18 protein-coding genes are annotated in these 19601 nt (G+C 70.9%); 9 read left to right on the forward strand and 9 right to left on the reverse strand.

All coding sequences use genetic code 11. From position 1 onward, the window contains the following. Positions 1-184 precede the first annotated feature (184 nt). From ABZ642_RS27675 to ABZ642_RS27685, 3 genes are read left to right on the forward strand one after another with little or no spacing between them, the layout of a single operon-like run. Complete coding sequence (locus ABZ642_RS27675) at positions 185-1423, forward strand: DUF2092 domain-containing protein (protein ID WP_360489147.1); 1239 nt, start codon at positions 185-187, stop codon at positions 1421-1423. A 55-nt stretch (positions 1424-1478) separates the two neighbouring features. Further along, positions 1479-2471 (forward strand): ABC transporter ATP-binding protein, encoded by a 993-nt coding sequence (locus ABZ642_RS27680; protein WP_360489148.1) that lies wholly within the window; start codon positions 1479-1481, stop codon positions 2469-2471. Further along, positions 2458-3351, forward strand: coding sequence for an ABC transporter permease (locus ABZ642_RS27685; RefSeq protein ID WP_360489149.1), 894 nt, complete (start codon positions 2458-2460; stop codon positions 3349-3351). Before ABZ642_RS27680 ends, ABZ642_RS27685 begins: the two co-directional genes overlap by 14 nt. Here the strand turns inward: ABZ642_RS27685 and ABZ642_RS27690 are convergent. Beyond that, on the reverse strand, positions 3341-3946 hold the full coding sequence (locus ABZ642_RS27690; RefSeq protein ID WP_360489150.1) for an NAD(P)H-dependent oxidoreductase: 606 nt from the start codon (positions 3944-3946) through the stop codon (positions 3341-3343). The two genes, ABZ642_RS27685 and ABZ642_RS27690, sit on opposite strands and share 11 nt — an antisense overlap. Before the next feature lie 221 nt (positions 3947-4167). On the opposite strand from ABZ642_RS27690, the gene ABZ642_RS27695 reads away from it, so the two are divergent. After that, on the forward strand, positions 4168-5592 hold the full coding sequence (locus tag ABZ642_RS27695; RefSeq protein ID WP_360489151.1) for a tetratricopeptide repeat protein: 1425 nt from the start codon (positions 4168-4170) through the stop codon (positions 5590-5592). A gap of 40 nt (positions 5593-5632) precedes the next feature. Here ABZ642_RS27695 and ABZ642_RS27700 read toward each other — a convergent pair whose 3' ends face one another. From ABZ642_RS27700 to ABZ642_RS27710, 3 genes are all read right to left on the reverse strand, one after another. After that, a complete protein-coding gene (locus ABZ642_RS27700; protein WP_360489152.1) occupies positions 5633-6097 on the reverse strand; it encodes a VOC family protein in 465 nt (154 codons plus the stop codon). A gap of 31 nt (positions 6098-6128) precedes the next feature. Further along, on the reverse strand, positions 6129-7094 hold the full coding sequence (gene rarD / locus ABZ642_RS27705) for an EamA family transporter RarD (protein WP_360489153.1): 966 nt from the start codon (positions 7092-7094) through the stop codon (positions 6129-6131). A gap of 202 nt (positions 7095-7296) precedes the next feature. Continuing rightward, positions 7297-8148 (reverse strand): SDR family oxidoreductase, encoded by an 852-nt coding sequence (locus ABZ642_RS27710; RefSeq protein WP_360489154.1) that lies wholly within the window; start codon positions 8146-8148, stop codon positions 7297-7299. Between the two features lie 92 nt (positions 8149-8240). Between ABZ642_RS27710 and ABZ642_RS27715 the strand changes: the two genes are divergently transcribed. Next, positions 8241-8660: a helix-turn-helix domain-containing protein gene (locus ABZ642_RS27715; protein WP_360489155.1), complete on the forward strand. Its 420-nt coding sequence runs from the start codon at positions 8241-8243 to the stop codon at positions 8658-8660. A gap of 60 nt (positions 8661-8720) precedes the next feature. On the opposite strand, the gene ABZ642_RS27720 is transcribed toward ABZ642_RS27715, so the two are convergent. The 5 genes from ABZ642_RS27720 to ABZ642_RS27740 all read right to left on the reverse strand — a co-directional run bounded on the left by ABZ642_RS27720 (position 8721) and on the right by ABZ642_RS27740 (position 15661). After that, positions 8721-9782: a 2-oxoacid:ferredoxin oxidoreductase subunit beta gene (locus ABZ642_RS27720; protein WP_360489156.1), complete on the reverse strand. Its 1062-nt coding sequence runs from the start codon at positions 9780-9782 to the stop codon at positions 8721-8723. Continuing rightward, positions 9775-11703, reverse strand: coding sequence for a 2-oxoacid:acceptor oxidoreductase subunit alpha (locus tag ABZ642_RS27725; RefSeq protein ID WP_360489157.1), 1929 nt, complete (start codon positions 11701-11703; stop codon positions 9775-9777). The genes ABZ642_RS27720 and ABZ642_RS27725 overlap by 8 nt, the downstream gene beginning before the upstream one ends. Before the next feature lie 200 nt (positions 11704-11903). Beyond that, the gene (locus tag ABZ642_RS27730) at positions 11904-12611 is read right to left on the reverse strand and encodes a response regulator transcription factor (RefSeq protein ID WP_352224379.1); all 708 of its coding nucleotides are present in this window, start codon (positions 12609-12611) and stop codon (positions 11904-11906) included. Positions 12612-12871: 260 nt separating this feature from the next. Then, complete coding sequence (locus ABZ642_RS27735; protein ID WP_360489158.1) at positions 12872-14251, reverse strand: sensor domain-containing protein; 1380 nt, start codon at positions 14249-14251, stop codon at positions 12872-12874. A 219-nt stretch (positions 14252-14470) separates the two neighbouring features. Continuing rightward, positions 14471-15661 (reverse strand): sensor domain-containing protein, encoded by a 1191-nt coding sequence (locus tag ABZ642_RS27740; protein WP_360489159.1) that lies wholly within the window; start codon positions 15659-15661, stop codon positions 14471-14473. A gap of 240 nt (positions 15662-15901) precedes the next feature. Here ABZ642_RS27740 and ABZ642_RS27745 point away from each other — a divergent pair, with 240 nt between their 5' ends. From ABZ642_RS27745 to ABZ642_RS27760, 4 genes are read left to right on the forward strand one after another with little or no spacing between them, the layout of a single operon-like run. Beyond that, positions 15902-16312 (forward strand): NADH-quinone oxidoreductase subunit A, encoded by a 411-nt coding sequence (locus tag ABZ642_RS27745; RefSeq protein ID WP_360489160.1) that lies wholly within the window; start codon positions 15902-15904, stop codon positions 16310-16312. Then, complete coding sequence (locus ABZ642_RS27750) at positions 16303-16899, forward strand: NADH-quinone oxidoreductase subunit B family protein (protein ID WP_360489161.1); 597 nt, start codon at positions 16303-16305, stop codon at positions 16897-16899. The genes ABZ642_RS27745 and ABZ642_RS27750 overlap by 10 nt, the downstream gene beginning before the upstream one ends. Further along, positions 16899-18635: an NADH-quinone oxidoreductase subunit C gene (locus tag ABZ642_RS27755; protein ID WP_360489162.1), complete on the forward strand. Its 1737-nt coding sequence runs from the start codon at positions 16899-16901 to the stop codon at positions 18633-18635. The genes ABZ642_RS27750 and ABZ642_RS27755 overlap by 1 nt, the downstream gene beginning before the upstream one ends. Then, positions 18632-19600 carry a complex I subunit 1 family protein gene (locus tag ABZ642_RS27760; RefSeq protein ID WP_360489163.1) on the forward strand — a complete coding sequence of 323 codons (969 nt, stop codon included), beginning with the start codon at positions 18632-18634 and terminating at the stop codon, positions 19598-19600. The genes ABZ642_RS27755 and ABZ642_RS27760 overlap by 4 nt, the downstream gene beginning before the upstream one ends. Position 19601: the final 1 nt, after the last annotated feature.

The raw sequence follows: 19601 nt of genomic DNA on the forward strand, positions 1-19601 counted from the left end.
CCACCCTTGTGTCATACCGCAGGAGTACGCGGAGTTGGCTCCCGGGTCTGACGCTTGAGAGGCCCGGATTTGGTGAGATGGAAACCACGGAAATCACCACCACTCACCGATTCGGGTGAGAATGGCGGCTCAGGGTGGGACACGTGCGAGCACAGCCGCCGCCGACGACGGAGGTAAGGCACACATGGCACCGTACGAAACCGAGGACAGCACGGGGGCCGCGCAGGCCGACGACGAGCTGCGCGCCGAGCGGCGGCGCAAGGCCGCGCGATACGTCGTCCCGGTCGCGGTCATGGGAGTGGCCGCGGCCACGATCGGCCTGGTTCCGGCGCTCGCCAACTCCGGCGACCCCGACCTGCCGAAGATCACCGCTCAGGAACTCATCAACAAGATCGCCAAGTCGGACGTACAGCAGCTGTCCGGCACGGTGAAGATCAGCACCGACCTCGGCCTGCCCGACCTCGGCGGTCTGGAGGGCGGTCTGCTGTCCGGCGCGGCCCAGGGTGGCGACGGCTCGTCCGCCGACCCGTCGACCAAGCTCACCGAGCTGGCCTCCGGCACCCACACGCTGCGCGTGGCCGCCGACGGCCCCGAGAAGCAGAAGGTGTCGCTGCTGGAGAGCGGCGCCGAGTACAGCCTCATCCACAACGGCACCGACGTGTGGGGCTACGACAGCAAGTCCAACGAGGTCTACCACTCAACCGCCGCCGACTCCGGCAAGGCCGAGCAGCACGAAACCCCGGCCACGCCCAAGAACTTCGCCGACGAGGTCCTCAAGTCGGTCGACGACACCACGTCGGTGAAGGTCGACGGCACCGCCCAGGTGGCCGGCCGCGACGCCTACCGGCTGGTCGTCAAGCCCAAGCAGTCCGGTACGACGGTCGGCGCGATCAGCATCGCGGTGGACGCCAAGACCGGTACCCCGCTGAAGTTCACGCTGACCCCGTCGAGCGGCGGCGCGGCCGTGATCGACGCCGGCTACACCCAGGTCAGCTTCGCCAAGCCGGCCGCCTCGACCTTCGATTTCACCCCGCCCAAGGGGGCCAAGGTCACCGAGGGCGACCGCCTCGACAAGGCGAACAAGGCGGCGAAGGGCGACAAGGGCGACAAGATCACCAAGGCGCCCGGCCAGAGCACTCCCGAGGAGCTCGGCAAGAACGGCTTCGACGTCCTCGGCAAGGGCTGGAACTCCATAGCCGTCATCGACACCGGCAACAAGGGCGGGCTGCCCAGCGGCTCCGCTTCCGGCGGCGGTGACCTGGGCGGCTTCCTCGGCTCACTCGGCGACCCGGTCTCCGGCAAGTTCGGCAAGGGCACGGTCTTCTCCACCCGGCTGGTCAACGCCCTGATCACGGACGACGGCAAGGTGTACGTCGGCGCGGTGGACAAGGCGGCGCTGGTGAAGGCGGCGAACGCGGGGTAACAAGGGCGGGACGGGTGCCCCGTACCCCCTGCCGCACGACGAATCGAGGGAGCCGATGGACCGACCGTCCGCCACGGAGCAGGGGTCGGAGGACCAGGGCCAGGACGACCCGGCACGCGCGGGTGTCATCGACACCCGCGGCCTCACCAAGCGCTACCCCGGCGGACAGCTCGCCGTGGACGGTCTCGACCTGACCGTCCCGGCGGGCAGTGTCTTCGGCTTCCTCGGTCCGAACGGCTCCGGCAAGACCACCACCATCCGCATGCTGATGGGCCTGATCACGCCCACCTCGGGCACGGCCCGTGTCCTGGGCCGCCCGATGCCGCGCGCCTCCCGTGTCGTACTGCCCCAGGTCGGGGCCCTCATCGAGGGCCCGGCGCTGTACGGCTTCCTCTCCGGCCGCGACAACCTGCTGCGGTACGACGCCGCCGATCCGACCGCCGACCCGCGCACCCGGCGTACCCGCGTCGAGGCCGCGCTGGACCGGGTGGGCCTGACGGCGGCCGCCGCGAAGAAGGCGAAGGCCTACTCCCTGGGCATGAAGCAGCGCCTGGGGCTGGCCGCCGCACTTCTCCAGCCCCGCAAGCTGCTGGTCCTGGACGAGCCGACCAACGGCCTCGACCCGCAGGGCATGCGGGAGATCCGTTCCCTGGTGCGCGAGCTGGCCGGAGACGGCACGACCGTCTTCCTCTCCTCGCACCTCCTCGACGAGATCGAGCAGGTCTGCACCCACGCGGCCGTGATGGCGCAGGGCCGGCTGATCACCCAGGGCACGGTGGCCGACCTGGCGGCCGGGGCGCGCGGCCGGCTCGTGGTGACCACCCCGGACACCGGCGAGGCGGCCCGGGTGCTCAAGGAACAGGGCGTCGCGGACGTCGTCATCACCGAGGACCGGGTCACCGGCGAGCCGCCCGAGCGCGACCTCGCCGAGGTCAACGCGGCGCTCGTCGCGGCGGGTGTGCGGGTACGCGGCTTCACACTCGAACGGGCCTCGCTGGAGGACACGTTCGTGGCGCTGACCGGGGAGGGCTTCGATGTCGCGGGCTGACGTGGCGGTCGTGGAAGGACCGGCCGTACGGCCGAACCCGCTGTGGACCCTCGGCCTGCTCCGCAGCGAGCTGGTCATCACCCTGCGGCGCTGGCGCACCCTCGCGCTGCTCGGCGTACTGGCGGCGGTGCCGGTCCTCGTCGGGGTCGCCGTCAAGCTCGAGACACAGGGCGACGGCCAGGTCGGAGGAGGCGGGGGCGGGGGCGGCGGCCCGGCGTTCATCGCGCAGATCACCAACAACGGACTGTTCCTGGTGTTCACGGCACTGGCCGCGACCCTCCCGTTCTTCCTGCCGATGGCCGTCGGGGTGGTGGCTGGGGACGCGATCGCCGGCGAGGCCAGCGCGGGCACCCTGCGCTATCTGCTGGTCGCCCCGGCCGGCCGCACCCGCCTGCTGCTCACCAAGTACGCGACGACGATGGCCTTCTGCCTGCTGGCCACCCTGGTGGTGGCCGCCTCCGCCCTCGCCGTCGGCGCGATCCTCTTCCCGCTCGGCGACCTGACCACCATCTCCGGCACCCAGATCTCGTTCACCGAGGGTCTCGGCCGGGCCCTGCTGATCGCCCTGGTGGTGGCGGCCTCCCTGACCGGCATAGCGGCGCTGGGCCTGTTCGTCTCCACGCTGACCAGCAGCGGCATCGCGGCGATGGCGACCACCGTCGGCCTGCTGATCACCGTCCAGATCCTCGACCAGATCCCCCAGTTGCACGCGCTCCAGCCGTACTTCTTCTCCCACTACTGGCTGTCCTTCGCCGACCTGGTGCGCGACCCCGTCTACTGGGACGACCTGGTCAGAAACCTGGAGCTGCAGGGTCTGTACTTGGCGGTGTTCGGGTCGGCGGCCTGGGCGCGGTTCACGGCCAAGGACATCACGGCGTAGCGGGGGCGGACGTCCCGTCCACCGCGAAGCGGGCCAGGGGCGCCTCCCCGGCGAAGAACTCCTTGGCCCGCGCCAGCGCCTCGGTGTCCTTGAGGACATCCCCTCGCGCGCTGCCGTTGCCGAGCAGCACCCCGCCGAAGCGCATGCCCATGTAGGCGGCCGAGTTGTGGAGCAGTCCGGCGTACGGGTCCGCGACGGACGGCTCGTCGTCCGCCAGCGCGGCCACCCCCCACAGGGTGCGCCCCGCCAGGGTCGCCTTGAAGTCGAGGCCGGGGGTGCGCAGCCAGCCCGACCAGTAGTCCAGGTAGCGCTTGGTGAGACCGGACACCGAGTACCAGTACACCGGCGAGGCGATCACGATGTCGGTCGCGGCGAGCGTGGCGTCGAGCAGCAGACCGGTGTTGGTGTCCGAGGGCGCCCGCACGTGGTCGGCGTCGCGTCGCAGATCCACGAAGTCGGGCAGCGGATGGTCGGCCAGGCTGATCCACCGCTGTTCGACGTCCTCGGGCAGCTGTTCGGCGGCTCGGCGGGCCAGGAGTTCGGTGTTGCCGTCGGGACGGGAACTGCCCAGCACGAACAGGAAGCGGCGAGTCACGAGATCCCCCAGGTGAGCGGCGTGCAGTGGATAAACGTGTCTGCATCTTATGCGTATGCATTCACTTTGGCCAGGGGTGCCGCCGCCGGGCCGGACACCGGATGGGTCCCTTCCTGATGCGAGGCTGTGACGTCGCGGTGACGCGTGGGCCGAGGGGAGCGGCCAGACTTGACCGTACGCACGGGTACGACCGGACGGTGACGCCGGGGGAATGAGGGCCGATGTCCCGACTCAGCCGCGAGACGAAGCGGGAAGCTCAGCAGACCGACCGGTCGGCGCAGCCGGTCGAGGTCCGCGTGACGGGCGGCGCCGCGACCGTGGACGGCGTACCGCTGTTCCCGGCGCCCGGTGAAGAACCCCAGCAGGCGGTCCTCAACCATCTCCAGCGCCTCGCCCACACCACCGGCCGTCCCGTCCTCGCCACCGTCCACGACAGCCGCATCGGCTACGTCGTCCGCCTCCAGGTGAACCTGGACGGCTCCAGCAGCTTCACCGGCGATCCGGTACGGATGGCCGTACCCGGTACGCCGAACGCGCCCGTCCCCCCGGAGCAGGCGCAGCAGCCCCGCCGGGACAGGCCGACGCCCCTCCTGCACGCCGTCGACGAACCGCCGGCCGCAGAGCAGCCGGCCGCAGAACCGTCGGTCGCAGAGCCGTCGGTCGCAGAGCCGTCGGTCGCAGAGCCGTCGGTCGCAGAACCGTCGGTCGCAGAGCCGCCGGTCGTGGACGGGGCGGTCGCGGAGGCGGCGGGCGTGCGGGGCGCGGAGTCGGCGGTCACGACCGCGGCAGCGACGGAAACGGCTCCCGCGCACCCGCTGCGGGCGGTCCCCGCACCGCCGGTCGCGGCGCCTTTGGTGACAGCACCGCCGGTGCCGGGCACGGTCCAGGCGCCGACCGGGGTGTTCGGCCCGCCGCCCGTCATGGACGGAACCCCGGCCCCCGCTGCCGTAACCCCTCCCGCCCCCGCCGTCGTACCCGCACGGGCTGTCATCGGGCCTCAGTGGGCGCCCCGGACCGACTCTCGCGTCGAACCCCTCGTGGAGCCCCTCATAGGGCCCCTCGTGGAGCCCGAGGCCGCCCGTGTCTTCGACCCCGATCCCAGGCACACCCCGGCGCGCGGTTTCGACGCCGTCGCCGAGGAGGTGCTCGGGGACGAGCCGGTGACCGTGACGGCGGAGGGGGCCGCGCTGCTCGCCGAGCCGGTGTCGCGGATCAACGAGGCCGTCCGGGCGGGCCGTATCGAAGCGGCGGCCGAACTCGCGGAGCGCACCGTCGCCGAGGCGTCCGCGACCTTCGGCGACGGTCACACCGAGGTGCTGCACCTGCGCGAGCTGACCGCGTACATCGCCTACCTGGCGGGCGACCCGCTGCGCGCCTTCCACCTCTCCCTCGACCTGGCGCGGCAGCACCGGCAGGCCCGGGACGGCGAGGGGGCGTACGGGAACGTGCGGAGCGCGGCCACCGCCTGGCGCGCGGTGCGCGACCCGGAACACGGGCTGCGCCTCGGCCGCGACCTGATCGACCTGTGGGTGCAGCTCACCACCGAGGACGGCCCGGCCGCCGACGACCCGGAGGAACTGGATTCCGCCCGGGCCCGGATGGCCCGCCTCACCGAACGAGCCCGCCGCGCGGCCGAGAACGCCTGAGCGTCAGTCAGGTCGACCGGCAGCCGTCGGCGTCGACCGGTCACTGCACGCAGAACTCGTTGCCCTCAGGGTCGGCCAGCACCGTCCACGCCCCGGCCGGCTCGGAGACATGGCGCACCACCGTCGCGCCCAGCCCTTCGAGCCGCGCCACCTCCTCCGACCGCTTGCCCGTCTCGGCGTGCAGGTCGATGTGGAGCCTGTTCTTGCCGGACTTCCCTTCCGGTACCCGCTGGAACAGCAGCCGCCGTCCCAGCCCGGTCCCGCGCTCCTGGTCGAACGGATCGTCCGGATGCCGTACGGCGATCAGGTCACGGAAGGCGGTACGGCCGTGGTACTCCACGGTCGCCGCGCCGGGCAGTGCGCCCAGCTCCAGCAGGCGTTCGACGAACGCGCTGTTGTCCTCGGGCACATAGTGCAGCGCGGCGGCCCAGAAGTCGGCCTGTGCGTGCGGGTCGCGGGCGTCGACGACGAGCTTCCAGTGCAGGGGTGCGGGCGTCTGCGTCATGGCGCCCACTTATAGCCGACGGCCGTGGGCCTCACACCTGACTTTTGGGACTCTCCGCGGTCGTCGTCATCGGCCGTGGTATGGCCGCCGCCGCGAGCGCACGCGCGGACCGGTGGGCGGTGCGCAGCGCGTCCCAGGTGAGCAGGGCGAGGGCGACCCAGACCAGGGCGAAGCCGGCCCAGCGCTCGGCGGGCATCGCCTCGTGGAAGTAGAGGATGCCGAGCAGGAACTGGAAGACCGGTGCCAGGTACTGCAGCAGACCGAGCGTGGAGAGCGGGACGCGGATCGCGGCTGCGCCGAAGCAGACCAGCGGGAGCGCGGTGACGATGCCGGTGGAGGCCAGCAGGGCGGCATGCCCGGGACCGTCGTTGACGAAGCTGGACTCGCCGTGGCCGGCCAGCCACAGCAGATAGCCGAGCGCGGGCAGGAACTGGATCGCCGTCTCCGCCGCGAGTGACTCGATGCCGCCGAGGTTGACCTTCTTCTTGACGAGTCCGTAGGTCGCGAAGGAGAAGGCGAGGACGAGCGAGATCCACGGCGGCTGCCCGTAGCCCACGGCCAGTACGACCACGGCGGCGAAACCGACGCCCACCGCCGTCCACTGCGCGGGCCGCAGCCGCTCCTTCAGCAGCAGCACACCCATGGCGATGGTCACCAGGGGGTTGATGAAGTAGCCGAGTGAGGCCTCGACGACGTGCCCGGCGTTCACGGCCCAGATGTAGACGCCCCAGTTGACGGTGATCACGGAGGCGGCGACCGCCACCAGCGCCAGTCGGCGTGGCTGCCGCAGCAGCTCGCCGGCCCACGCCCAGCGCCGTACGAAGGCCAGTGCGACGGCGACGAAGACCAGGGACCACGCCATCCGGTGGGCCAGGATCTCCAGCGACCCGGCGGGTTTGAGCAGCGGCCAGAAGAGCGGGACCAGGCCCCACATCCCGTAGGCGGCGAAGCCGTTCACCAGCCCTGCCCGCCGCTCACCCCTCGATATATCGGCCACCGGCCCTCCTTACGCCTTCACGCCCAGCTGCAGCACACCGGGACGAAGGTAGCGCCGAGCACCTCCGTCTGTCATGGCCGTATCGGCATACGGTCATGACAGTCCGGAGGTCCAGCCCACTCGGGCCCATAGGCGTCTCAGGCCTCGCAGATTCTGTCCGGGCACGGAGTCTGTCCGGCGCATGACCTGCCCGGCTCAGGGCCTACTTCAGCGCGTCCGCGACGGCCTCGGAGATCGGGGAGGTCGGGCGTCCGGTCAGGCGGGAGAGGTCGCCGGAGTCGACCACCAGCTCGCCCTTGGCGATCGACGCGTCGACGTCGACCAGGATGGCGGCGAACATCTCCGGCACCCCGGCGCCGGTCAGGATGGACTGCAGCGCCTCGCCGGGCACCGAGTTGTAGGCGATCTCCTTGCCGGTCTGCCGCGCGATCTCCGCCGCGTACTCCGCGAAGCTCCAGGCGACGTCGCCGCCCAGCTCGTACGTCCGGTTCTCGTGGCCCTCGCCGGTCAGTACGGCGACGGCCGCGGCCGCGTAGTCCGCGCGGGAGGCCGAGGAGACCCGGCCGTCACCGGCGGCCGCGACGACGGCGTTGTGCTCCAGCACCGGGGCGAGGTTCTCGGTGTAGTTCTCGTGGTACCAGCCGTTGCGCAGCAGCGCGTAGGGCAGGCTGGAGGCGAGCAGCAGCTCCTCGGTGGCACGGTGGTCGTCCACCAGCGAGGCCGTCAGGCTGCCCGGGGCACTGGTGTAGGCGAGCAGGGCCACGCCGGCCGCCTTGGCCGCGTCGATGACGACCTCGTGCTGCTGCCGGCGGCCCTTGTCGAACTCGTTGCCCGAGATCAGCAGCACCTTGTCGCCGGCGGCGAAGAGGCCGTCGAAGGTCTCGGGGGAGTTGTAGTCGGCGACGGCGATGTTGACGCCGCGGGCGGCGAAGTCGGCGGCCTTGGCCTCGTCGCGCACGACGGCGGTGATCTGCTCGGCCGGGACCTTCTCCAGCAGCTGCGTCACGACGTGACGGCCGAGGTGCCCGGTGGCTCCGGTGACAACGATGCTCATGGTCTGCGATCTCCTTGTGGGGTTCCGATGTCACTAACCCTAGGAGGTGCGCTAACCAGAAGAAAGTACCCACTTTGAAGTAAGGTACTGGCATGGCCGTAAGTACACCTGAAGTCGAGAAACGCCCCGACACACCCGCGGCGCGGGCCGACAAGTACGTCGTCGGCGAGGCGATGTGCCCGTACCGTCTGGTCCTGGAGCACGTCACCAGCCGCTGGGGCGTCCTGGTCCTGATCGAGCTCCTCGACCGCCCCCACCGCTTCAGCGAACTGCGCCGCGCCATTGGCCGGGTCAGCGAGAAGATGCTCACCCAGACCCTCCAGACCCTGGAACGGGACGGCCTCGTCCACCGGGACGCCAAGCCCGTCATCCCGCCCCGGGTCGACTACTCCCTCACCGACCTCGGCCGCGAGGCCGCCCGGCAGGTACGGGACCTGGCACTGTGGACCGAGCGGCGGATGGCGGACGTGACCCGGGCCCGGGAGGCGTACGACGAGGCGAAGCGCGCCTGAACGCGAAGCGGGCCCGGACGCAGTGTCCGGGCCCGCTTCGCGCCTACTGCTCGATGACGGTCAGCCGACGACCGTCCAGGTGTCCCCGCCGGCCAGCAGTGCCCCCAGGTCGCCCTTGCCGTGCTGCTCCACCGCCGTGTCCAGCTGCTCGGACATCTGGACGTCGTAGACGGGCCGTTCCACCGAGCGGAGCACGCCGATGGGCGTGTGGTGCAGGGTGTCCGGGTCGGCCAGCCGGGAGAGCGCGAAGGCCGTGGTGGAGGAGGGGGAGTGGGCGTCGTGGACGAGGATCTCGGACTCGTTGTCCGGGGTCACGTCGACGACCGCCAGATCGCCGGTCAGCCGGTCGCGCACGACTCCGCGCGTGCCGTCGGCGCCGAAGCGGATGGGCTGTCCGTGCTCCAGACGGATCACCGCCTCCTCGGCGGAAGCCTTGTCCTTGAGGGTGTCGAAGGCGCCGTCGTTGAAGATGTTGCAGTTCTGGTAGATCTCGATCAGGGCCGTGCCGGGGTGGGCGGCGGCCTGGCGCAGCACGTCGGTGAGGTGCTTGCGGTCGGAGTCAATGGTGCGGGCCACGAAGGAGGCCTCGGCGCCGATCGCGAGGGACACCGGGTTGAAGGGGGCGTCCAGGGAGCCCATCGGTGTCGACTTGGTGATTTTTCCGACTTCGGAAGTCGGCGAGTACTGGCCCTTCGTCAACCCGTAGATCCGGTTGTTGAAGAGGAGGATCTTCAGGTTGACGTTGCGGCGCAGGGCGTGGATGAGGTGGTTGCCGCCGATGGAGAGGGCGTCGCCGTCCCCGGTGACGACCCAGACGCTCAGGTCCCGGCGGGAGGTGGCCAGTCCGGTGGCGATGGCGGGGGCGCGGCCGTGGATGGAGTGCATCCCGTAGGTGTTCATGTAGTACGGGAAGCGGGAGGAGCAGCCGATGCCGGAGACGAAGACGATGTTCTCCTTCGCCAGCCCGAGCTCCGGCATGAACCCCTGCACGGCGGCCAGGATCGCGTAGTCACCGCAGCCCGGGCACCAGCGCACCTCCTGGTCGGATTTGAAGTCCTTCATGGACTGCTTGGCCGCGGCCTTGGGCACGAGCTGGAGCAGTCCGTCGGCGGTGTCAGTCATGGATGGCCTCCTTGAGCGCCTCGGCGAGCTGCTCGGCCTTGAACGGCATGCCGTTGACCTGGTTGTACGAATGCGCGTCCACGAGGTACTTCGCCCGGACGAGGGTGGCGAGCTGGCCGAGGTTCATCTCGGGGATCACCACCTTGTCGTACCGCCCCAGGACCGCACCCAGGTTGCGCGGGAAGGGGTTGAGGTGGCGCAGGTGCGCCTGCGCGATCGCCTCGCCGGCCCGGCGCAGCCGCCGTACCGCGGCCGTGATCGGTCCGTAGGTCGAGCCCCAGCCCAGGACCAGGGTGCGCGCGCCGTCCGGGTCGTCCACCTCGATGTCCGGGACGTCGATACCGTCGATCTTGGCCTGCCGGGTGCGGACCATGAAGTCGTGGTTGGCGGGGTCGTAGGAGATGTTGCCCGTGCCGTCCTGCTTCTCGATGCCGCCGATGCGGTGTTCGAGGCCGGGCGTGCCCGGGATCGCCCACGGGCGGGCGAGTGTCTGCGGGTCGCGTTTGTACGGCCAGAAGACCTCGGTGCCGTCGTCCAGAGTGTGGTTCGGCCCCTGGGCGAACTGGACGCGCAGGTCGGGGAGTTCCGTCAGTTCCGGGATGCGCCAGGGCTCGCTGCCGTTGGCCAGGTAGCCGTCGGAGAGAAGCATCACCGGGGTTCTGTACGTCAGCGCGATCCGGGCGGCCTCCAGCGCCGCGTCGAAGCAGTCGGCCGGGGTCCGCGGAGCGATCACCGGGACGGGGGCCTCGCCGTTGCGGCCGTACATCGCCTGGAGCAGGTCGGCCTGCTCGGTCTTGGTCGGCAGGCCGGTGGACGGCCCGCCACGCTGGATGTCCACCACCAGCAGCGGCAGCTCCAGCGACACCGCGAGTCCGACCGTCTCCGCCTTCAGCGCCACGCCCGGGCCGGAGGTGGTGGTCACGGCGAGCGAGCCGCCGAAGGCCGCGCCGAGTGCCGCGCCGATCCCGGCGATCTCGTCTTCCGCCTGGAAGGTCCGCACGCCGAAGTTCTTGTGCTTGGACAGTTCGTGCAGGATGTCGGAGGCCGGGGTGATCGGGTACGAGCCGAGGAAGAGCGGCAGGTCGGCCTGGCGCGAGGCGGTGACCAGGCCGTAGGCCAGGGCCAGGTTCCCGGAGATGTTGCGGTAGGTGCCCACCGGGAACGCGGTGGTCGCCGGGGCGATCTCGTAGGAGACCGCGAAGTCCTCGGTCGTCTCCCCGAAGTTCCAGCCCGCGCGGAAGGCCGCCAGGTTGGCGTTCATGACCTCGGGCTTGCGGGCGAACTTCTGCTTGAGGAACCGTTCCGTGCCCTCGGTGGGCCGGTGGTACATCCATGACAAGAGGCCGAGCGCGAACATGTTCTTGCTGCGCTCGGCCTCTTTACGGGTGAGGTCGAATTCTTTGAGGGCTTCCACCGTCAGAGTGGTCAGCGGCACCGGATGGAGGCTGTACCCGTCCAGCGAGCCGTCCTCCAGCGGGGAGGCGTCGTAGCCGATCTTCTGCATCGCCCGTTTGGTGAACTCGTCCGTGTTGACGATGATCTCCGCGCCGCGTGGCAGGTCCGCGATGTTGGCTTTCAGGGCGGCCGGGTTCATCGCGACCAGCACGTTCGGCGCGTCCCCGGGGGTGAGGATGTCGTGGTCGGCGAAGTGCAACTGGAATGAGGAGACCCCGGGCAGGGTGCCTGCCGGGGCACGGATCTCGGCGGGGAAGTTCGGGAGGGTCGAGAGATCGTTGCCGAAGGACGCGGTCTCCGATGTGAACCGGTCACCGGTGAGCTGCATACCGTCACCCGAGTCCCCCGCGAACCGGATGATCACCCGATCGAGGCGCCGGACGGCCTTCACGCCGCCCGGCCTGCGCTGTTCTCCCACGACGGTTCCGTCGGCCTGTTCCGTTGTCCTGCTGACCTGGCTGGTCACTGAACTGGACCTCCTTCGAGGCGGCTGTCCGGGCGTGGTCGTCCCACGGACCATCCCGCGTTCAACCCTACGTCGGTTAGGGTCGCCTTCCCGCGTCCGCTCACATGATGGACGGCGTTTTGGGACGACCTGTCGCCCTGACTTGTCATGATTTTCCCTCCGGCTGGCCGCCTTCCGGCTCCGACACGGTGTCGGCCCCGTCAGGAGTTCAGATAGGTCAGAACGGCCAGAACGCGCCGGTGGTCCCCGTCGCTCTGGGACAGTCCCAGCTTGAGGAAGATGTTGCTGACGTGCTTCTCGACGGCTCCGTCGCTCACGACCAGCTGCCGGGCGATCGCCGAGTTCGTCCGCCCCTCGGCCATCAGACCCAGCACCTCCCGCTCGCGCGGGGTCAGCCCGGCCAGTACGTCCTGCTTGCGGCTGCGTCCGAGCAGCTGCGCGACCACCTCGGGGTCGAGCGCGGTACCGCCCTCGGCGACCCGCACGACCGCGTCCACGAATTCCCGGACCTCGGCGACCCGGTCCTTCAGCAGATAGCCCACGCCCCGGCTGGAACCGGCCAGCAGTTCGGTGGCGTAGCGCTCCTCCACGTACTGCGACAACACCAGCACCCCGAGCTCCGGATGCGCCTTCCGCAGGCGTACGGCGGCTCGCACGCCCTCGTCGGTGTGTGTCGGCGGCATCCGTACGTCCGCCACCACCACGTCCGGCATCGCGCCCTGCGCGTGGAGATCGGCGATGGTCTTGACCAGCGCCTCCGCGTCGCCGACGCCCGCGACAACATCATGTCCGCGGTCGGTCAACAGCCGGGTCAGCCCCTCTCTGAGCAGCACGGAATCCTCGGCGATGACCACCCGCACCCTGTCCTCCACGATCTCCCGGCCCCCCACACCCCGTCCGGCGTACATGCCTGCCCTGTCCGAAAGACCAGCATTCCAGCATTCGCGGCACAGCGCGGCGCGGTCATGAGAGGAGCGGAGCCAATTCAGCCCGACCGGCGCCCGAGGTCACCCCCTGATTCCGCCCTTCCGGGTTCGGCGACGAGACCGGTCGGGCCGGAGCGGGGAGCCGGGGACGGCCCCCGGAGTGCGGCGTTCAGGAATTGGGGCCGAAAGGGGCCGAGCCCCCCAGTGGGGGGCGAGTGCGGTGGGGGCGGAAAACCGCGGCCTCAGCCCCGCCAGGGCAGCTCCGCCGTCACCCGCGTGGGCCCACCCACCGGCGAGTCCACCAGCAGGATCCCGTCGACCGCGTCCAGCCGCTCGGCCAGCCCCGCCAGCCCGGATCCGTCCGCCGTGTCCGCGCCCCCCACCCCGTCGTCCATGACCTGCAACATCAGCCGGTCCTCGCTCCGCCACACGTCGACCGAGGCGCCGCGCGCCCGGCTGTGCTTGCTGACGTTCTGCAGCAACTCGGACACCGTGAAGTACGCGATCCCCTCGATCGCCGCCAACGGCCGCTCCGCCAGGTCGACCTCCACCCGCACCGGCACCGTGCACCGCGAGGCCACCGCCGACAGCGCCGCGTCCAGTCCCCGGTCGGTGAGCACCGCGGGATGGATCCCCCGGGCCAGGTCCCGCAACTCCTGCAGCGCGGTCTTCACCTCACCGTGCGCCTCGTCCACCATCCGCGCGGCGACCTGCGGGTCCTCCTGCAACTTCTCCTTCGCCAGCCCCAGATCCATGGCCAGCGCCACCAGCCGGGCCTGCGCCCCGTCGTGCAGGTCCCGCTCGATGCGCCGCAGGTCGGCCGCAGCCGTGTCGACGACCACCCCCCGGTCGGACTCCAGCTCCACCACCCGCGACGCCAGCTTCGAGGGCCCGAGCAGCCCGTGCACCATCAACCGGTCCACCAGCGTCAGCGCCCGTACGATCCACGGCGTGGCCAGCGTGAAGAGCAGCCCCACCAGCGCGGTCACGGTGATCTCGAACGGGTTGTCGAGGTAGACGCTGTGGTGCGCGTCGCCGTACAGCTGAAGACCGCCCTGCCCGGCGTACATCGGGAAGACCCAGAACCACAGCGGGTACGTCAGCAGGGCCCAGCCGTACGCCCAGAAGTTGAGGGCGACGACGAAGGAGAACATCGACCAGGGGAACTGGATGACCGCGTACAGCAGATGGCGCCAGGACGTGCCGCTCTTCAGCACCGCGCCGATCCACGCCATCACCCCGGGCTTGCGCATCCGCAACGGTTCCGGGTCGGCCACCTCCAGGCGCAGCAGCCCGCGCGCCCGCGCCCGCTCCAGCGCCCCGAAACCCCGGCAGCCGGCCAGGGCCGCGGCCAGCAGGGGGATCCCGATGAAGGTCACCAGCAGACCGACGCCGAGGGACAGCATCGTCACGGTCCACACGAACAGCGCGACGCCGATCGGAAGGCTCAGCAGCACATAGGCGAACTCACGCCAGCTGCGCGCCTCGAACGGCGCCCGCAGCACGGCCGGCATCCGATGCCGACGCTCACCGTAGGGATCGGGACCGTATCCGTACTCGCGGTCCTGCTCGTACCCGTGCCCGTATCCGTGCCCCTGCCCGTGCCGGTACTCCGTGGCCATCGGTGCCGTCCCGTCCGTCCTGTGCTGTCTGTTCCAGCTGTTCCAGCTCGTCCCGTCAGGCCTGTCCCTGCCGTACCTCCACCCTGCTGTGCCGCAGGTCCACGAACCATGGAGGCCGTCGGCATCTTGAACGGGGGGTTTTCCCTACCCCCCTTCTCGGCACGACCTTCTCCGCCACGTCCTTCTTCGCTACGCCCTTCTTCGCTACGCCCGTCTTCGCTACGACCGGTCGCGCCAGGGCAGCTCGGCGGTGACCGTGGTGGGGCCGCCGGCCGGTGAGTCGACGACGAACAGGCCGTCCACCGCGCCCAGCCGGTCGGCGAGCCCGCGCATACCCGTGCCGCCGTCCAGGCTCGCGCCGCCCCGCCCGTCGTCCGTCACCTGGATCAGCAGCCGGTCGTCGGTGCGCCACACGTCGACCGAGGCGCTGCGCGCCCCGCTGTGCTTGCTGATGTTCTGCAGCAGCTCGGAGACGGTGAAATAGGCGATGCCCTCGATCGCCGGCGCCGGTCTGGACGGCAGGTCGGCGGTTACCTGGACCGGTACCGTGCACCGCGAGGCGACCGAGGACAGCGCCGCGTCCAGCCCCCGGTCGGTCAGCACCGCCGGGTGGATGCCCCGGGCGAGGTCCCTGAGCTCCTGCAGGGCCAGTTTCACCTCGCCGTGCGCCTCCTCGACCATCGCCGCGGCCCCGTCGGGATCCTCCAGGAGCTTCTCCTTGGCCAGACCGAGCCCCATGGCGAGGTTGACGAGGCGGGCCTGGGCGCCGTCGTGCAGATCCCGTTCGATGCGCCGCAGGTCGGCGGCGGCCGTGTCCACCACGACCCCCCGGTCCGACTCCAGTTCGGCGATCCGGCGCTCCAACTCGTCGGAGGGCGACAGCAGACCGCGGACCATCGCCCGGTCCGCGTTCGCCAGCCCGCGCGCGATGAACGGCAGCACCGGCCACAGCACGAACAACGACGCCAGCACGGTGCAGAAGGTGAGGATGCCCCAGGGCAGCCGGATGAAGTCGTACAGCAGTGTCCGCCAGCCCACCGGATCCTTCAGCGCCATCCACAGCCGCTGAGTGCCTCCACCCCGCTTGCCCAACGGCAGCGGAGTCGGCTCCTCCACCCGCACCCCGAGCAGCGCACGCGCGCGTGCCCGCTCCAGCTTCCCCAGCTGCCGGGCGCCCAGCAGCGTGCCGGCGAGCAGCGGGATGCCGACCACCGTGATCGTCAGCACCCCGCTAACCCACACCGTCGTGAACACGTAGATGAAGCCGAACACCGATACCGGCAGGTTCAGCAGGAGATGCGCGATCTCCTTCCAGGTGTGACCGTCGTAGGCGAAGCGGACGGGTGGCAGCCGGTCGCGGTCTTCGCCGCCGTCGGCCAGGCTGCGGGAACGGGGTGCTGGTGCGGTCATATGCGCCAGCGTGCCGTGTGCCGTGACGCAAAGCCATGGAGTTCGCCGCCCGGGCCACCCTGGGGAAAACCCCACCAGTCGCCCCCGGTGCCACCTCCCACCGCGTGACGGGCTGCTTACCGTGTCTTTATCAGGGCCTAGACTCCCGTGCGTACAGATCGTCGAATCAAGAGTTGACTGAGGTCACGACGCGGGGCCTGGACCGGCCCTTTGTCTGTCGAGGGAGCGAGGGGACGGACGATGTGGGAGACGGTGAACGGTGAGCCGACCGTGGTCGTCGCCGCGGACTACTTCGCGTCCTACTCGGTCGTAGGACTACTGACCCTGCTCGGCGTGCTCTTCGTCGCCGTCGCCTTCGGTGCCGGCCGGCTGCTGCGCCCCGTGGTCCCCACCCCCGAGAAACTCCTGACCTACGAGTGCGGTGTCGACCCCGTCGGCGAGGGCTGGGCTCACACCCAGGTCCGCTACTACGTCTACGCCTTCCTCTACGTCATCTTCGCGGTCGACTCGATCTTCCTGTTCCCCTGGGCGACGGTCTTCGCCGCCCCCGGCTACGGTGCCACCACGCTCGTGGAGATGTTCGTCTTCCTCGGCTTCCTGGCCGTCGGCCTGCTGTACGCATACAAGAAGGGCGTCCTGACATGGACGTGACGCCGTCGGAGCCCGTGCTGCTCCCGGAACCGCAACGGTTGGGCGCGCTCGCCCGTCTCGCCCCCGAGCCGATGAAGGTCGTCCTCAACTGGGGCCGCCGGTACTCGCTCTGGGTCTTCAACTTCGGCCTCGCCTGCTGTGCGATCGAGTTCATCGCCGCGTCGATGGCCCGCCACGACTTCATCCGCCTCGGGGTGATCCCCTTCGCACCGGGCCCCCGCCAGGCCGACCTGATGGTGGTCTCGGGCACGGTCACCGACAAGATGGCCCCGGCCATCAAGCGCCTGTACGAGCAGATGCCCGAGCCCAAGTACGTCATCTCCTTCGGCGCGTGCAGCAACTGCGGCGGCCCGTACTGGGACTCCTACTCCGTCACCAAGGGCGTCGACCAGATCATCCCGGTCGACGTCTACGTCCCCGGGTGCCCGCCGCGCCCCGAGGCGCTCCTCCAGGGCATCCTCAAACTCCAGGAGAAGATCGCGGCGGAGTCCCTGGGCGAGCGCTACGCCACCCCCCGCCCGTCCGCCGCCGCCCTCCAGAGCGGACTGGTGCGGCCACCGGCCCCCACCGCCGACGGAGGCGCGTGATGACGGCCCCCACCGGCTGGCTCCCCGCCCCCGTGGACGAACTCTTCGGCCCGGACGCCACGGCCGAGGAGTCCTACGAGGTCCTCACGGTCGACGTCCCTGCCGCCTCCTGGCTCACCGCCCTGGAGACTGCCCGCACGACCCTGAGCTGCACCTTCTTCGACTGGATGAGCGCGGTCGACGAACCCGGCACCGGCTTCCGCGTCTCCGCCCACGTCGTCGCCCTCGCCCCGGTCCGCCGCCTGCTCCTGCGGACGACCGTGCCGCACTCCGCCGCCGAACTCCCCTCCGCCGTCGGCGTCTACGCGGGCGCCCGCTGGCACGAACGCGAGACCCACGAGATGTTCGGCGTCCGCTTCTCCGGCCACCCCGGCCTGGACCATCTCCTCCTCCCGGAAACCTTCGAGGGCCACCCCCTCCGCAAGGACTTCGTCCTGGCGGCCCGCGTCGCCAAGGCCTGGCCCGGCGCCAAGGAACCCGGAGAGTCCGACCACGGCGGCCCCAGGCGCCGCCAGATGCTCCCCCCGGGCGTCCCCGACCCCAACGAATGGGGCCCCCTGAAGGGCCGGCTCCCCGCTGCCCCCGCCCGCCCGGCCCGAGCCGCCGCGGGCCGCCCCACCGGCGAACGCCCGACCGGCGCACCCGGTGAACGCCCGGTACGCCGTTCTCGCACGGCAGCGGAGGGCTCGGCCGGCCGGACGACCGACGCGGCGGACCCGACCGCGCCGACGCCCACGGCGGAGGCGTCGCCCACCGAGCCACATCCGACGGCCACTCCGCGCCGGGCACGCAGTGCGACCGAAGGATCCGCTTCACAGCGGCCCGCGTCTGGGGAGCAGCCATCGACGGCCACCCCGCGCCGGGCGCGGAGCGCGACCGAAGGCTCCGCCTCGCAGCGGCCCGCCTCTGGGGAGCAGTCTCCGGTGGCTCCGGACCGAGGGCGGAGTGAGGGGGAGGGGTCTGCTTCCCAGCGGGACGTGTCCGAGCAGTTGCCGACGGCTCCGCGCCGGGGGCGCAGTGTGAGCGAGGGGTCTGCCTCGCAGCGGGCGGCATCCGCAGCGGGCGAGACCGCTCCGACGCAGGAGCCGACGGCGGCCGCTCCCCGGGGGCCACGCCGGGCACGTAGCGCCTCTGGCGGCTCCGCGTCGCAGCGCGCGCAGCAGCCGGCACCGGCGACAGAACCGGCCACCCCGGGCCGCTCCTCGACCCCGCGCAGCCCCGATGCCCCGTGGCACCACGCCCGCCCGGCTTACGGCGAACCCGGAGGCGGGGAACCACGGCACACGCCGACCGAACCTGTCTCGTCGACCGAACCTGTCTCATCGACCGAACCTGTCTCATCGACCGAGCCGACTGAGTCGGTCACGCCAGCCGAGCCTGTCTCGCCGACCGAGCCGGTCACGCCAGTCGAGTCGGTCTCGTCGACCGAGCAGACCGAGCCGGTGTCGCCGACCGAACAGACCGAGCAGACCGAGCAGACCGAGCCGACCGAGCCGGTCTCGCCCACCGAGCGGACAGAGCCGAAGCCTGCCGCGTCCGAGGGCGCCGAGGACTCAGAGGGCGCCGTACCTGAGACCTCGTCCACCGACTCCGCCGACGCCTCGGCCGCCGACGCTCCCGACCCTCAGGACCCGGCCTCCGACGCTCCTCCCAACCCTGGAACCTCGACCCCGGACGACGTCACCTCCGAACAGCAACCCGCCCCCCGCGAAGACCGCCCTGGAGGCCCGCAGTGAACGACGCTCTGGACGTCGGCCTGCGACTCCTCGTCGTGTTCGTCGTCTTCCTCACCTTCCCCTTGATCGTCGGTCAGACCGAGCACAAGGTGATGGCCCATATGCAGGGCCGCCTCGGCCCGATGTACGCCGGTGGTTTCCACGGCTGGGCCCAGCTGATCGCCGACGGCGTGAAGTTCGCGCAGAAGGAGGACGTGGTCCCGGCCGGCGCGGACCGCCGTATCTTCCAGCTGGCGCCCGCGGTGGCACTCCTCCCGTATCTGCTCGTGCTCCTCGCCATCCCGATCGGCCCCGGCGAGGGTGCCGTCGGCCAGGTCCTGGACGCGGGTGTGTTCTTCGTGCTGGCCGTGATGGGCATCGGCGTCCTCGGCTCGCTCATGGCCGGCTGGGCCAGCGCCAACAAGTTCTCCCTCCTCGGCGGTCTGCGTACCGCCGCCCAACTCCTCGCCTACGAACTCCCCATGCTGCTCGCCGCCGCCTCCGTGGCGATGGCGGCCGGCACGGTCTCCCTGCCGGGCATCGTCGGCGCCTTCCACTGGTGGTGGCTGCCCTGGCAGATCACCGGAGGCCTGGTCTTCTTCGTCGCCGGCCTCGCGGAACTCCAGCGACCCCCCTTCGACATGCCCGTCGCCGACACGGAGATCATCTTCGGCGCGTACACCGAGTACACCGGGCTGCGCTTCGCCCTGTTCCTGCTCGCCGAGTACGCCGGGATCGTCGTCCTGTGCGGTCTGACCACCGTCCTCTTCCTCGGCGGCTGGCACGGCCCGTGGGGAGCCGACGGCCTCGGCTGGCTGTGGACCCTCCTGAAGGCGGCGCTCCTCGCCTTCGTCGTGATCTGGCTCCGCGTGACCTACCCCCGGCTGCGCGAGGACCAGCTGCAGAAGTTCTCCTGGACCCTCCTCGTCCCCCTTTCCCTCGCTCAGATCGCCCTCACCGGCATCGTCAAGGTGGTGATCTCCTAAC

This window comes from Streptomyces sp. NPDC007157 (assembly GCF_040634235.1).
GTDB lineage: Bacteria > Actinomycetota > Actinomycetes > Streptomycetales > Streptomycetaceae > Streptomyces.